10 protein-coding genes and 1 tRNA gene are annotated in these 14981 nt (G+C 70.3%); 5 read left to right on the top strand and 6 right to left on the bottom strand.

All coding sequences use genetic code 11. From position 1 onward, the window contains the following. The first annotated feature begins 218 nt into the window (after positions 1–218). Entirely contained in the window at positions 219–1634 is a 1416-nt protein-coding gene (locus AOK11_RS15015; RefSeq protein WP_055594214.1) for an MFS transporter, read from the top strand. A 142-nt stretch (positions 1635–1776) separates the two neighbouring features. On the opposite strand, the gene AOK11_RS15010 is transcribed toward AOK11_RS15015, so the two are convergent. From AOK11_RS15010 to sucC, 4 genes are all read right to left on the bottom strand, one after another. Then, positions 1777–1861: transfer RNA gene (locus tag AOK11_RS15010), tRNA-Leu, on the bottom strand. A 149-nt stretch (positions 1862–2010) separates the two neighbouring features. Continuing rightward, a complete protein-coding gene (locus AOK11_RS15005) occupies positions 2011–3588 on the bottom strand; it encodes an aldehyde dehydrogenase family protein (RefSeq protein WP_055594213.1) in 1578 nt (525 codons plus the stop codon). A gap of 97 nt (positions 3589–3685) precedes the next feature. Further along, complete coding sequence (gene sucD, locus AOK11_RS15000) at positions 3686–4570, bottom strand: succinate--CoA ligase subunit alpha (protein WP_055594212.1); 885 nt, start codon at positions 4568–4570, stop codon at positions 3686–3688. Between the two features lie 11 nt (positions 4571–4581). Further along, positions 4582–5712 carry an ADP-forming succinate--CoA ligase subunit beta gene (sucC, locus tag AOK11_RS14995; protein ID WP_055594211.1) on the bottom strand — a complete coding sequence of 377 codons (1131 nt, stop codon included), beginning with the start codon at positions 5710–5712 and terminating at the stop codon, positions 4582–4584. 213 nt (positions 5713–5925) lie between these two features. On the opposite strand from sucC, the gene AOK11_RS14990 reads away from it, so the two are divergent. From AOK11_RS14990 to AOK11_RS14975, 4 genes are all read left to right on the top strand, one after another. Further along, positions 5926–7608 carry a thiamine pyrophosphate-binding protein gene (locus AOK11_RS14990; protein ID WP_055594241.1) on the top strand — a complete coding sequence of 561 codons (1683 nt, stop codon included), beginning with the start codon at positions 5926–5928 and terminating at the stop codon, positions 7606–7608. 28 nt (positions 7609–7636) lie between these two features. Next, entirely contained in the window at positions 7637–8893 is a 1257-nt protein-coding gene (gene frc, locus AOK11_RS14985; RefSeq protein ID WP_107098589.1) for a formyl-CoA transferase, read from the top strand. Between the two features lie 4 nt (positions 8894–8897). Beyond that, entirely contained in the window at positions 8898–11042 is a 2145-nt protein-coding gene (locus AOK11_RS14980) for an acetate--CoA ligase family protein (RefSeq protein WP_055594239.1), read from the top strand. A gap of 123 nt (positions 11043–11165) precedes the next feature. Further along, positions 11166–12554, top strand: a complete 1389-nt coding sequence (locus tag AOK11_RS14975) for an OFA family MFS transporter (protein ID WP_055594210.1) — start codon at positions 11166–11168, stop codon at positions 12552–12554. 149 nt (positions 12555–12703) lie between these two features. Here the strand turns inward: AOK11_RS14975 and AOK11_RS14970 are convergent, their stop codons facing one another. After that, positions 12704–13909 (bottom strand): sugar phosphate isomerase/epimerase family protein, encoded by a 1206-nt coding sequence (locus AOK11_RS14970; RefSeq protein ID WP_055594209.1) that lies wholly within the window; start codon positions 13907–13909, stop codon positions 12704–12706. Between the two features lie 116 nt (positions 13910–14025). Next, positions 14026–14981, bottom strand: a 956-nt coding sequence (locus AOK11_RS14965) for an alkaline phosphatase family protein (protein WP_055594208.1), incomplete at its 5' end; no start/stop codon positions are given.

The raw sequence follows: 14981 nt of genomic DNA, 5'->3' as shown, positions 1-14981 counted from the left end.
ACCGGCTCCCGTGGTCCGCCCGCTCACGCTCAGGGCGCCCGGCACCCCGAGTTCGTCCCACATCTTGATACAGGCCGACTGACAAGTGAGATGTTTGGGAACCTTAAGTTGCCTGTACCGTACACACGGATTTTCCCCAGGGAAGACCCGTTGCCGGGCGGGCCGTCGGCGGCATGCCGCCGACGCCTGTTCTCCGCCCTCGTGCGAAAGACCGAGACATGCCCGCACCAGCCACCAGCCCGGCCCAGGCACCCGCCAACTCGCGGTCCCGCGTCCTCGTCGCGAGCCTCATCGGCACGACGATCGAGTTCTACGACTTCTACATCTACGCGACCGCCGCGGTCCTGGTCTTCCCCTCGCTCTTCTTCCCGAACAGCGACCCGACCACGGCGCTGCTCTCGTCGTTCGCGGTGTTCGGTGCCGCGATGGTCGCGCGCCCGATCGGCGCCGTGGTCTTCGGACACCTCGGTGACCGGCTGGGCCGCAAGGGCACGCTGGTGGCGTCGCTTCTCACCATGGGCATCGCCACCTTCCTCATCGGGGTGCTGCCCACGTACGAGCAGGCGGGCTGGATCGCCACCGCGCTGCTGGTGCTGATGCGGCTCGCCCAGGGCTTCGCGCTCGGCGGCGAATGGAGCGGCGCCGCGCTGGTCGCCACGGAGAACGCCCCGAAGAACAAGCGCGCCCTCTACGGCACGTTCCCGCAGCTGGGCGCCCCCCTCGGCTTCATCATCGGCAACGGCCTCTTCCTGATCATCGGCGCGCTCCTGCCGTCCAGCGCGGGCGCCGACCCCTCGCAGCCCTCCGAGGCCTTCCTGACCTGGGGCTGGCGCATTCCGTTCCTGTTCTCGGCCGTGATGGTCGTGATCGGCCTGTGGGTGCGGATGCGCCTGGTCGAGGCGCCGGTCTTCTCCAAGACCCGTGAGGCCGGGCTGGTGCGGAAGCTGCCGCTGGCCACCGTCTTCCGCAGCCACTGGAAGCAGCTGGTCCTCGGCACCTTCTTCATGCTGGCGACGTACGTGCTCTTCTACCTGATGACCACGTTCTCGCTCAGCTACGGCCGTACCGCCAAGGACGCCGCCGTGCCGGGCCTGGGGTACAGCTACACCACCTTCGTCCTGATGATGATCTTCGGGGTGCTGTTCTTCGCCGCGTTCACCCTGATCTCCGGCCCGCTCGCCGACAAGTACGGCCGCCGCTCCACCCTGATCTGGGTCACCGCCGCGATCCTGGTCTTCGGGCTGGTGTGGGTCCCGCTGATCGGTATGGGCACGCTCGGCGTGGTGCTGTGGCTGGTGCTCGGCTTCACGCTGATGGGCATGACCTTCGGCCCGATGGGCGCGCTCCTGCCGGAGCTCTTCCCGACGAGCGTGCGCTACACCGGCTCCGGCATCTCGTACAACGTCAGCTCGATTCTCGGCGCGGCCGTCGCCCCGTTCATAGCGGTGGCGCTGTGGGAGGCCGCCGACGGCTCACCGCGGCTGGTCGGCGTCTACCTCTCCTCGATGGCGCTGCTGACCCTGGTCTCGCTGCTCATCGGCAAGGAGACCAAGGACCTCGACCTCGACGAGGGCGAGGCCCCTGCCGGCGTCGGTCAGGAGAGCCGGGACGAGTCCGCCGCCGTGGCCTCCTGAGCCGTCCGCGTCCCACTGCGGTCCTCTTCCCCGTGTGCGGGGGAAGAGGGCCGCGGTGTCGTCTTCACGGGGACTTCGCGAACACGAAGAAAGGGCCTCAACCGTTGGGTTGAGACCCTTGCTTTCACATCGCCACAGCGAGTGTCCGAGGGGGGACTTGAACCCCCACGCCCGATAAAGGGCACTAGCACCTCAAGCTAGCGCGTCTGCCATTCCGCCACCCGGACCAGGTGTCTGCCGCCTTGTCAGGGGGTGATCCCTGCGGCGACGTGGACAACCATACCAAGGTTTCGCAGTGCCTTTCACCTGCGTTTCCGTACCCCTGGACGGAGGTCCGGACCGGGTGGCGGAACGGCTGACGGGGGTCCAACCCCCGTCACGGCATGAGCTGGTACTCCGGGAAGTTGCCCGGCAGCCGCTCTCCCGCCGGGCCCTGGGTCACGGCACGTACGAGAAGCTCGCCGCCGACGAACGCGCCGCGCCAGGACGCGCCGAACCCGCCGAACAGCTCGTCGCGGTCACCCCGGGAGCGTGGGGTGCCGTGGCCGACCTTGAAGGCGCGGATCTGCGGGGCGAGCCGGTCGTAGGTGGCCCGGTCGTCCGTGGACAGGGTGGCCACCAGCGCGCCGTTGGAGGCGTTCATGGCGGCGAGCAGTTCCGCCTCCGTGTCGACCAGGACGATCGTGTCGACCGGCCCGAACGGCTCCGCGTGGTGCAGCGGGGACGAGCGGGGCGGGGCCAGCAACGTGACGGGCTGGACGTACGCCGAGGTGTCCTGGCCGGGCAGGAAGCGGGCGTTCCCGGGCCTGCCGCGATGCAGGGGCACGGCGCCGCGTTCGACGGCCTCGGCGACCTGGTCGCGCAGCTCCTTCGCCTTGGCCGCGTTGATCACCGGGCCGAAGTCCAGGCGCGGGAAGGGGTCGTCGGGGTGCTCCACCGCGAGCGGGTGGCCGACCCTGAGCGTGCGCACCGCGGGCAGGTACGCGGCCAGGAACTCGTCGAACAGCTGCCGCTGGACGACGAAGCGCGGGTACGCCGTGCAGCGCTGCTTGCCGTAGTCGAAGAGCTTGGGTACGACCGCCGCGAACGCGTCCCAGTCCGAGTGGTTCCAGATGCCCCAGGTGTTGAGTCCCTCCTGTTCGAGGATGTGCCGCTTGCCGAGGTCGGCGACGGCCGTGGCCACGGCGGCGCCGGTGTAGCGACCGCCGACGAAGGAGACGCAGCCGATCTCGGGCGCCCGCAGCAGCGCCTCCGACAGCTCGCCCCCGCCGCCGCTGACGAGGGTCACGGGGATCCCCTCGCGGGCGGCGAGCGCCGAGGCCAGGGTCAGGCAGGCGACACCGCCGTCGGTCGGGGTCTTGGCGATGACCGCGTTGCCCGCCAGTGCCTGGACCAGCAGAGCGTGGACGAGCACGCTCATCGGGTAGTTCCAGCTCGCGATGTTGGACACCGGCCCGTCCAGCGGGGCGCGGCCGGCGACCATGGCGTCGATGCCGTCGACGTACCAGCGCACGCCGTCGATGGCCCGGTCGACGTCCGCCTGGGCGAGCCGCCAGGGTTTGCCGATCTCCCAGACGAGGAGGAGGGCGAGCAGTTCGCGGTGCTCGGTGAGGGCGTCGAGGGTGGCGCCGACGCGGGCCCGGCGTTCCGGCAGCGGGACGTGCCGCCAGGCGCGGTGCTGGTCGAGCGCGGCGTGTACGGCCTGCCGGGCGGTGCCCAGGTCCAGGCGTGGCGGGCCCGCCACGGGGCTGCCGTCGACGGGGCTGACGGCGGGCAGCGCCCGGCCGTCGGCCTGCCAGGCGGCGTTCCAGAGGTTGAGGACCCGGTCGTCCTGGAAGGCCTCGGGAGCGACGGCGAGGCAGCGCTGCCAGGCGTCGGCCCAGGAGGTGCCGGCCTTGAGGGTGAGGGTGGGTGGGGCCGTCGCAGCGGATGAGGCTGTCGGGGTGGATGCCATGATGCGGTTCGCTCCGCTCTCGGTGCACAGTCGAGAGAAGGGGGCCCTTGGGGCCGCCCCTGGCTGGGGTGGTGGCGGTCGAAGGGACGGGCCGGGGTCACCGCCCCGCTTCCAGGACCGCGAGCACGTGCCGGGCCGTCTCCGTGGGGGTGCCGCCCACCCGGACACCGACGGCTTCGAGCGCTTCCTTCTTGGCCCGCGCCGTGCCCGAGGAGCCGGAGACGATCGCGCCTGCGTGTCCCATGGTACGGCCCTCGGGTGCGGTGAAGCCCGCGATGTAGGCGACGACCGGCTTGGTGACGTGCTCGCGGATGTAGGCCGCCGCGCGTTCCTCGGCGTCGCCGCCGATCTCGCCGATGAGGACGACGAGGTCGGTGTCGGGGTCGTCCTGGAAGGCGGCGAGGCAGTCGATGTGGGTGGTGCCGACGACGGGGTCGCCGCCGATGCCGACACAGGTGGAGAAGCCGATGTCGCGCAGCTCGTACATGAGCTGGTAGGTGAGGGTGCCCGACTTGGAGACCAGTCCGACGGGGCCGGGCTTGGTGATGTCGGCCGGGATGATGCCGGCGTTGGACTGTCCGGGGGTGATCAGGCCGGGGCAGTTGGGGCCGATGACGCGGGTGCCCTTCCGCCGTGCGTAGGCGGTGAAGGCGACGGAGTCGTGGACGGGGATGCCCTCGGTGATGACGACGGCCAGGCCGATTCCGGCGTCGGCCGCTTCGACGACGGCCGACCTGGCGAAGGCCGGTGGTACGAAGACGACCGTGACGTCGGCCCCGGTCGCTTGTATGCCGTCGGCGACCGATCCGAAGACGGGGACGGCGCGGTCGTCGAAGTCGACGGTCCGGCCGGCTTTGCGCGGGTTGACTCCGCCGACGACGTCGGTGCCGGCCGCGAGCATGCGCCGGGTGTGCTTCATGCCCTCGCCGCCGGTCATGCCCTGGACGAGGACCTTGCTCTCCTTGGTGAGGTGGATCGCCATGACCGGTCTCCTCAGGCTGTGGTGGCGAGTTCGGCCGCGCGGTGCGCGGCGCCGTCCATGGTGGTGGCCTGCTCGACGAGCGGGTGCGCGTGCGCGTCGAGGACGGCGCGGCCCCGGGCCGCGTTGTTGCCGTCGAGGCGTACGACGAGCGGCTTGGTCAGCCGGACGGTGCCGAGGGCCTGGACGATGCCGTCGGCCACCGCGTCGCAGGCGGTGATGCCGCCGAAGACGTTGACGAAGACGGACTTCACGGCCGGGTCGGAGAGGATGACCGAGAGGCCGTCCGCCATGACCTGTGCCGACGCCCCGCCGCCGATGTCGAGGAAGTTGGCGGGCCTGGCCCCGCAGCCGGCGACGACGTCGAGGGTCGACATGACCAGGCCGGCGCCGTTGCCGATGATGCCGACCTCGCCGTCCAGCTTGACGTAGTTGAGGCCCTTCGCCGCCGCGGACGCCTCCAGCGGGTCCTCGTGGGCGGTGTCCTCGCTGCCCCAACGGGCCTGTCGGAAGCGGGCGTTGTCGTCGAGGGTGACCTTGCCGTCGAGGGCCATGATCCGTCCGTCGCCGGTGCGGACGAGCGGGTTGACCTCGACCAGCAGGGCGTCCTCGCGGACGAGGACCTCCCACAGGCGGACCAGGACGTCGACGGACTGCGGCGGCAGGCCGGCCGCGTCGGCGATGCGGGCCGCGGTCGCCGAGGTGACGCCCTCGGCGGGGTCGACGGGGATGCGGGCGACGGCCTCGGGGCGGGTGGCGGCGACCTCCTCGATGTCCATGCCGCCTTCCGCGGAGGCGATCGCGAGGAAGCGGCCGGCCGCGCGGTCGAGGACGTAGGAGACGTAGAACTCGTCCTGGATGTCGACGGGTTGGGCGAGCATGACCTTGCCGACGGTGTGGCCCTTGATGTCCATGCCGAGGATCTGGCGTGCCGTCAGTTCGGCGGCGGCGGGGTCGGCGGCGAGCTTCACTCCACCCGCCTTGCCGCGCCCGCCGGTCTTGACCTGCGCCTTGACGACGACACGGCCGCCGAGCCGGCGGGCGATCCCGCGGGCCTGTTTGGGCGAGTCGGTGACCTCGGCCGCCGGCACCACGATGCCGTGTTCCTCGAAGAGTTCGCGCGCCTGATGTTCGTACAGGTCCATCTCGGCTCCTGTCTGCGAAGTCGCCGGAAGGTCGCGGGGAGGGAGGGAGACGGCCCGGAGTCCGGCGGTGGAAAAGTGCCGCGCACCCCCTGGACACCTCCCATGGGATGCGGGATAACAAGCTTCATACAGTATTCGTCGACTGTATGCAATGTACTGCGAGAGCGATGCACGAGAGCGTTCGCACCCCCTATGAAGGGACAGGACTTCGCCATGCCCGACGACACACAGGACCTGATCTCCGGCGGTCATCTCGTCGCCAAGGCCCTCAAGGCCGAGGGCGTCGACCGCATCTACACGCTGTGCGGCGGCCACATCATCGACATCTACGACGGCTGCGTCGACGAGGGCATCGAGGTCGTCGACGTACGTCACGAACAGGTCGCCGCGCACGCGGCCGACGGCTACGCACGCATCACCGGCAAGCCGGGCTGCGCGGTCGTCACCGCGGGCCCGGGCACCACCGACGCCGTCACCGGGGTGGCCAACGCCTTCCGGGCCGAGTCCCCCATGCTGCTGATCGGCGGTCAGGGTGCCCTGTCCCAGCACAAGATGGGGTCCCTGCAGGACCTGCCGCACGTCGACATGATGAGCCCCATCACCAAGTTCGCGGCGACCGTGCCGCACACGGCGCGGGCCGCGGACATGGTGTCGATGGCCTACCGCGAGTGCTACCACGGCGCCCCCGGTCCCTCCTTCCTGGAGATCCCGCGCGACGTCCTGGACGCCAAGGTGCCGGCCTCCACGGCGCGCGTGCCGCAGCAGGGCGCCTACCGCGCCTCGACGCGCTCGCCCGGCGACCCGGAGGCCGTCGAGAAGCTCGCCGATCTGCTGGCGCACGCCGAGAAGCCGGCGATCCTGCTCGGCAGCCAGGTGTGGACCACCCGGGGCACCGAGGCGGCCATCGAGCTCGTCCGCACCCTCAACATCCCCGCGTACATGAACGGCGCGGGACGCGGCACCCTGCCGCCCGGCGACCCGCACCACTTCCAGCTGTCCCGCCGGTACGCCTTCACCAACGCCGACGTCATCGTGATCGTCGGCACGCCCTTCGACTTCCGCATGGGCTACGGCAAGCGGCTCTCCCCCACCGCCACGGTCGTGCAGATCGACCTCGACTACCGCACCGTCGGCAAGAACCGCGACATCGACCTCGGCATCGTCGGCGACGCGGGGCTGGTGCTGAAGTCGGTGACCGAGGCGGCGTCCGGACGCATCGACGGAGGCGCGTCCAGGCGCAAGGAGTGGCTGGACGAGCTGCGGGCCGCCGAGCAGACCGCGTTGGAGAAGCGGCTGCCGCAATTGCGGTCGGACACCTCACCCATCCACCCGTACCGGCTGGTCAGCGAGATCAACGACTTCCTCACCGAGGACTCGATCTACATCGGCGACGGCGGCGACATCGTCACCTTCTCCGGGCAGGTCGTGCAGCCCAAGTCGCCCGGCCACTGGATGGACCCGGGCCCGCTCGGCACGCTCGGCGTCGGGGTCCCCTTCGTGCTCGCGGCCAAGCAGGCGCGGCCCGACAAGGAGGTCGTCGCCCTCTTCGGCGACGGCGCCTTCTCGCTGACCGGCTGGGACTTCGAGACCCTCGTCCGCTACGACCTGCCGTTCGTCGGCATCGTCGGCAACAACTCCTCGATGAACCAGATCCGTTACGGCCAGGCCGCCAAGTACGGCAAGGAGCGCGAGCGGGTCGGCAACACCCTCGGCGACGTCCCGTACGACAAGTTCGCGCAGATGCTGGGCGGTCACGGCGAGGAGGTCCGCGACCCCGCCGACATCGGCCCCGCGCTGCGCCGGGCCCGCGAGTCGGGCAAGCCGTCCCTGATCAACGTCTGGGTCGACCCGGACGCGTACGCCCCCGGAACCATGAACCAGACGATGTACAAGTGAGGTGACCCCGGTGACCACCGAGACCGCCGTGAACGCACGCACCCCCGAAGCCCCGACCGCCAAGGCACTCGACGGCGTCCGCGTCCTGGACATGACGCATGTCCAGTCCGGACCCTCCGCGACCCAGCTGCTGGCCTGGCTCGGCGCGGACGTCGTCAAGCTGGAGGCCCCGACCGGGGACATCACGCGCAAACAGCTGCGCGACCTCCCCGACGTCGACTCCCTCTACTTCACGATGCTCAACTGCAACAAGCGGAGCATCACCCTCAACACCAAGACCGAGCGCGGCAAGGAGATCCTCACCGAGCTGATCCGGCGCTCGGACGTCATGGTCGAGAACTTCGGGCCGGGCGCCGTCGACCGGATGGGGTTCACCTGGGACCGCATCAAGGAGATCAATCCGCGGATCGTCTACGCCTCCATCAAGGGGTTCGGCGACGGTCCGTACACCGCCTTCAAGGCGTACGAGGTCGTCGCGCAGGCCATGGGCGGGTCGATGTCGACCACCGGTTTCGAGGACGGGCCGCCGCTGGCGACGGGCGCCCAGATCGGGGACTCGGGCACGGGCATCCACGTGGTGGCGGGCATCCTCGCCGCGCTGTTCCAGCGGGAGACCACCGGGCGCGGGCAGCGGGTGAACGTGGCCATGCAGCACGCGGTGCTCAACCTCTGCCGGGTGAAACTGCGCGACCAGCAGCGCCTGGCCCACGGCCCGCTCGCCGAATACCCCAACGAGGACTTCGGCGACGAGGTCCCCCGGTCCGGGAACGCGTCCGGCGGCGGACAGCCCGGCTGGGCGGTCAAGTGCGCGCCGGGCGGCCCGAACGACTACGTGTACGTGATCGTGCAGCCCGTCGGCTGGAAGCCCGTCAGTGAGCTGATCGGCCGGCCGGAGCTGGCCGAGGACCCCGACTGGGCGACGCCGCAGGCCCGGCTGCCCAAGCTCGGCAAGATGTTCCAGCTGATCGAGGAGTGGTCCTCGACGCTGCCCAAGTGGGAGGTGCTGGAGCGGCTGAACGCGCACAACATCCCGTGCGGGCCGATCCTGTCCACCAAGGAGATCATCGAGGACACCTCGCTGGCGGCGAACGGGATGGTCGTCACCGTCCCGCACCCCGAGCGCGGTGAGTTCGTCACCGTCGGCAGCCCGCTGAAGCTCTCCGACTCCCCCGTCGACGTGGTCGCCTCCCCGCTGCTCGGCGAGCACAACGAAGAGGTGTTCGTCGGCGAACTCGGCCTCGGCGACGAGGAACTGCGCCTGCTCAAGTCGAACGGGGTGATCTGACGTGATGACCGAGGACCGCACGCTCCGGGTGCGCGCGCTGCTCGACGCGGTGCGCGCCGACGGGCGCACCGCGCTCACCGCGCCCGAGGGCAAGGTGCTGGCGGACGCGTACGGGATCGCCGTACCGGGCGAGGAGCTGGCGACGGACGTCGACGAGGCCGTGGCGTACGCGGCGCGGTTCGGCGGGCCCGTCGTGATGAAGATCGTCTCACCGGACATCCTGCACAAGACCGACGCCGGCGGTGTGATCGTCGGTGTGGAGGGCGCGGCCGATGTGCGGGCGGCGTTCTGCCGGATCGTGGAGAACGCCCGCGCGTACGATCCGGCCGCCCGGATCGACGGCGTGCAGGTGCAGGAGCTGCTGCCGCAGGGGCAGGAGGTCATCGTCGGGGCGGTCACGGACCCGACGTTCGGAAAGGTGGTCGCGTTCGGGCTCGGCGGGGTGCTCGTCGAGGTGTTCAAGGACGTCACCTTCCGGCTCGCGCCGGTGGACCCCGACGAGGCGCTGTCGATGCTGGACTCGATCCGGTCGGCGGAGATCCTGCGCGGGGTACGCGGGCAGGCCGGTGTGGACCGGTGGGCGGTCGCCGAGCAGATCCGCCGGGTGTCGGAACTCGTCGCGGACTTCCCGGAGATCGCCGAGGTGGACCTCAATCCGGTGATCGCCACACCGGACGGCGCGGTCGCCGCCGACATCCGGGTGATCCTGGCGACCGAGGTGCCGAAGGAGCGCCGCCAGTACTCGCGTGAGGAGATCCTCGCCTCCATGCGGCGGCTGATGCAGCCGCGTTCGGTCGCCGTGATCGGCGCCTCCGCCGAGCCGGGCAAGATCGGCAACTCGGTGATGCGCAACCTGGTGGACGGCGGCTTCGCCGGGGAGATCCATCCGGTGAACCCCAAGTCCGATGACATCCTGGGCCGCAAGGCGTACAAGAGTGTCACGGACGTCCCCGGTGAGGTGGATGTGGCGGTCTTCGCGATTCCCGCCAGGTTCGTGGCCGCGGCGCTGGAGGAGGTGGGGCGCAAGGGGATCCCGAACGCCGTCCTCATTCCCTCCGGGTTCGCGGAGACCGGTGAGCAGGAGCTCCAGGACGAGATCGTGGCGATCGCCGAGCGGCACGGCGTCCGGCTCCTCGGACCCAACATCTACGGCTACTACTCGACGTGGCAGGACCTGTGCGCCACGTTCTGCACGCCGTACGACGTCAAGGGCGGGGTCGCGCTGACCTCGCAGTCGGGCGGCATCGGGATGGCCATCCTGGGGTTCGCGCGCACCACCCGGACGGGTGTGTCGGCGATCGTCGGGCTGGGCAACAAGTCGGACCTGGACGAGGACGACCTGCTGACCTGGTTCGGACAGGACCCGCACACCGACTGCATCGCCATGCACCTGGAGGATCTCAAGGACGGGCGGGCGTTCGTGCGGGCCGCGCGCGAGACGGTGCCGAAGAAGCCGGTCGTGGTGCTGAAGGCGGGCCGTACGGCGGCGGGCGCGAAGGCCGCGGGTTCGCACACCGGCGCGCTGGCGGGCGACGACGCCGTGTACGACGACATCCTGCGGCAGGCCGGTGTGATCCGCGCGCCGGGTCTCAGCGACATGCTCGAGTACGCGCGCGCGTTGCCGGTGCTGCCCGCCCCGAAGGGCGACAACGTCGTGATCATCACGGGGGCGGGCGGCAGCGGGGTGCTGCTGTCGGACGCGGTGACGGACAACGGGCTGTCGCTGATGGAGATCCCGCCGGATCTGGACGCGGCGTTCCGCGAGTTCATCCCGCCCTTCGGAGCGGCCGGCAACCCGGTGGACATCACCGGGGGCGAGCCGCCGTCGACGTACGAGGCGACGATCCGGCTGGGTCTTGAGGACCCGCGCATCCACGCGCTCGTCCTCGGCTACTGGCACACCATCGTCACGCCTCCCATGGTGTTCGCGGAGCTCACCGCGCGGGTGGTGGCGGAGTTCCGCGAACGGGGCGTCGAGAAGCCGGTGGTGGCGTCGCTGGCGGGCGACGTGGAGGTCGAGGAGGCGTGCCAGTACCTCTTCGAGCGGGGCGTCGTGGCGTACCCGTACACGACCGAGCGGCCGGTGGCGGTGCTCGGGGCGAAGTACCGCTGGGCGCGGGCGGCGGGTTTGTTGGGGGGCGGTTCATGAGGTGAGCGGACCGGGGGGCCGGCCGACGGTGCGCGTCGGCCGGCCCCGGGACCCGAACGCGCACGAAAGGCATTGGACAGGGGGCGCTGGCCAGAACTTTCGACGCAAGGGGTGCAACACGACATGACAACGACCGATCTGCGGACTTCGGTTCCCTACCGGGAGGTGGCCGACGCGAACGGACGCGTCTACCGCCTCGGTGAGACCGACATCGACATCATGGGCCGCAAGCGCAAGTGGATGGTCATCCTGCCGTGGATCGGCATGATGGGCATCTCCTCGGCGGAGTACGCGTTCGCTTCCGCCGAGGACACGCTGCACACGGCCCATTCGTGGAGCAGCGCGCACATCTTCTGGATGCTGGGCGTGTGGGTGTTCTTCCAGGCGGCGGTGGCCTTCCCGGCGGGCAAGCTGCGGGAGAGCGGCAGACTGCCGGCCCGCTGGGCGATGATGTGCGGCGCGGTGGGAACCCTGCTGGGCTATGTCTCGCTGGCCTTCGCGCCGCATGTGATCGTCGCGTATCTCGGCTTCGGCATGTTCAGCGGTATGGGTGCCGGCATGGTGTACGCGACCTGCGTGAACATGGTCGCCAAGTGGTATCCGGAGCGCAAGGGCGGCAAGACCGGCTTCGTGAACGGCGGTTTCGCCTACGGTTCGGTGCCGTTCGTCTTCATCTTCACCGGCTACATGGACCTCACCAACTTCCGCTGGGTGCTGGTCGCGGTGGGTGTGTTCCTGGCCGGTGTGGTGGCGGGAGCCGGCTACTTCTTCAAGGACCCGCCGAAGAACTGGTGGCCGGCCGACATCGACCCGCTGAAGAAGCCGACCGACGCGCGCACCCGGCGCGCGATGGAGAAGAACCCGCCGGCCGTGCACCAGTACACCCCCATGGAGGCGTGGCGGACCGGCCGGGTGGCCCTGATGTGGTTCTGCCTCCTGTGCACGTCGGGGGTGAACATCTTCGGCATCGCCTTCCAGGTGCCCTTCGGTGACGACGCGGGCTTCGCGGGCGGCATCGTGGCGACCGCCATGTCCCTGAAGGCGATCGTCAACGGCACCGGCCGCGGTGTCATCGGCTGGCTCTCCGACCGGTACGGCCGCAAGCAGTGCCTGATCTTCGTCTGCATCGTCCTCGGGCTGTCCCAGTACGGCATCCTGTTCTCCGGGAACATCGGGAACCTGCCGCTGTTCCTGCTGTTCTCGTCGATCTCCGGGTTCGGCGGCGGTGCCATCTTCCCGATGTTCGCCGCGATGACCGCCGACTACTTCGGTGAGAACAACAACGCCACCAACTACGGCCTGGTGTACTCCTCGAAGCTCGTCTCCGGTCTGCTCGGATCCGGCATGGGCGCCGTCGTGGTGGCGAGCTGGGACTACGCGGGCGCGTTCGTCCTGGCCGGTTCGATCTCCCTGTTCGCCGGTTGCGTCGCGGTGTTCCTGCACCCCCCGGGGCGGCCCAAGCCCAGGCGGATCAGCCCGAACCCGCAGCCGCTCGGTGACGAGACGGCCTGACCCCACGGACCGCCGGAGCCGCACACCGTCCCTGCCCCACGGCACCGGCACCGGCACCGGCACCGGCACCGGCACGAGAGCTTCGTCCCCACGGACCGGGCGGCCCCTCCCGCAGCACGCGGGAGGGGCCGCCCGGTCCGTGTTCCCGGTCAGCGGCGCCGCTTGCGCAGGGCCGCCAGGTTGTCGTAGCCGATCTTGGCCTCGCGCAGTGACTGCCCGGGGTCGGTGGCGCTCGGGGCGTTGTCGTCCTCGACCATCGGGTTGTGGTAGTTCCGCTGCCCGACCCGGGAGAAGAACGTCGTGTAGTCGATGACGCCGGTTCCGAAGGGCACCATCTCGTAGCCCATGCCGTTGGTGGTGCTGACGACGCCGTCCTTGGCGTGGAACAGCGGGTAGCGCTTGTTGTTGCGGGCGACCAGGCCGGCCGGGTCGAAGACGTTCCTGCGCGTGGAGCCGTCGTGGGCGGTGTACGTGTGGAACTTGTACTGGGCGACGTGCGCCCAGAAGATGTCCATCTCCAGCCAGACGGCCTTGGGGTCGGTGACCTTGAGGAAGTACTCCAGTTTCCGGATGCCCGAACTGCGGGTCGGCCGCCCCTGGTCGTCCAGGGGGCCGCCGTCGAGCAGGAAGCCGTAGGCGCCGTCGTGGTTGTGGGTGTAGAGCTTGATGCCCTCGCGGCGGGCGATCGCGCCGAGGGCGTTCCACTTGTCGGCGGCCACGTCCCAGTCGGCGCGGTGGGAGCTGCCGGTGGGGTCGCCGCCGGTGCCCATGTGGTCCAGGCCGAGGATGTTGGCGATCTCGAGGTGCTTCTTGAAGGTGTCCAGGTCCGCCGTGGTCAACGGCCAGGAGGACGGGATGAAGCCGTGGTTGCCCTGGGCGCGCAGGCCGTAGTCGTCGAGCCAGGAGCGCAGCAGCCTGGCTCCCGCGACGGATTCGAGACTGGCGCCGCCGGGTGCGTTCGCGTGCTGGTTGTAGCCGGCGAACTCCACCTGGCGGTAGCCGTGGCGGGCCAGTTGCTTGAACACCTCGCGGAAGCCGGAGGGCAGATCGGTGGACAGCGGGTCGCGGCCGGTGGCGTCACGGACGGTGTAGAGGATGATGCCGCGCTTGTGCGGCGGGACGAGCACCTGCCCGCCGTGGTCGTGCCCGTGGTCGTGGTCTCTGCCGCGACCGTGGGCCAGGGCGGGGGCGGCCCCGAAGACGGGGAGCGCGACGGCTCCGGCCGCAACGGCGGTGCAGGTGCTGAGGAAACGGCGCCGGTCCACGCCCAGGGCGCGGCGCAGTCCCTCGTCCGGGGCGTCGGTGGCCGAGGCGGTGACGGCCTCGGTACGGGAGGGGTCGGAGTACGGGGTCACAAGTGGCCTGCCTTCTCGGTCGTGGCCGGTTCCGGTCCCGCCGGGACCGGCCGTTGTCAGTGCCTCGTGTTTCACTCCCAGTAGCTGGATCTCGGAGGGTCGTACGTGGTGGTGCGTCAGCCGAGTCCGGCGAGCTGGAGCAGGAGTTGCTTGACATCGGTGGCCTCGACGCGGTCACCGACGGCACGGGGGGTGGAGCAGATGAGGAGCGGACCGTCGTCGTCGCTCGCCGGGAGACGGCCGTGGCTGCCCCGAACAGGTGACGGATCGAGGGGCACGACCGCCATCCGGTAGCGCAGGCCGAGTTTCTTGCGCGCCAGCGCGGTGGCCGCCTTCACCTTGACGTACGGGTCGAGGGGGTCCATGAAGAGCTCGACCGGGTCGTAGCCGGGTTTGCGGTGGATCTCGACGAGCTGCGCGAAGTCGGGTGCGCGGTCGTCGTCGAACCAGTAGTAGTACGTGAACCAGGCGTCGGGTTCGGCGACGGCGACCAGTTCGCCGGCGCGCGGATGGTCGAGGTGATGGGCCTTCTTGCCCTCGTCGTCCAGGAGCTGGTCGATGCCGGGCAGGCCTTCGAGGGCGGCCCGGGTGGCGTCGAGGTCCTCGGGGCGGCGCACGTAGACGTGGGCGATCTGGTGGTCGGCGACCGCGAAGGCGCGCGAGGCCATCGGGTCGAGGTACTCCATGCCGTCCTGCGTGTGCACCTCCAGCAGGCCCGCGCGGCGCAGGACGCGGTTGATGTCCACGGTCCGGTTCACCCGGGTGATGCCGTACTCGGACAGGGCGACGACGGTACGGCCCTCGGCGCGCGCGTCGTCGAGCAGCGGGGCCAGGGCGGCGTCCAGGTCCGCGGCGGCCTGCAGGGAGCGCGGGTCGTCGGGGCCGAAGCGCTGCAGGTCGTAGTCGAGGTGGGGGAGGTAGCACAGTGTCAGGTCGGGATGCCGGGTGCGCATGATGTGGCGGGTGGCGTCGATGATCCACTGGCTGGAGACGAGGTCGGCCCCGGGTCCCCAGAAGTGGAACAGGGGGAACGTGCCGAACTTCTCGGTGAGTTCGTCGTGCAGGGCGGGCG

The organism is Streptomyces hirsutus (genome assembly GCF_001418415.1).
Taxonomy (GTDB): domain Bacteria; phylum Actinomycetota; class Actinomycetes; order Streptomycetales; family Streptomycetaceae; genus Streptomyces; species Streptomyces hirsutus.
Note: the sequence above shows the minus strand (reverse complement) of the source record. Positions and strands in the feature narration are given on the sequence as shown.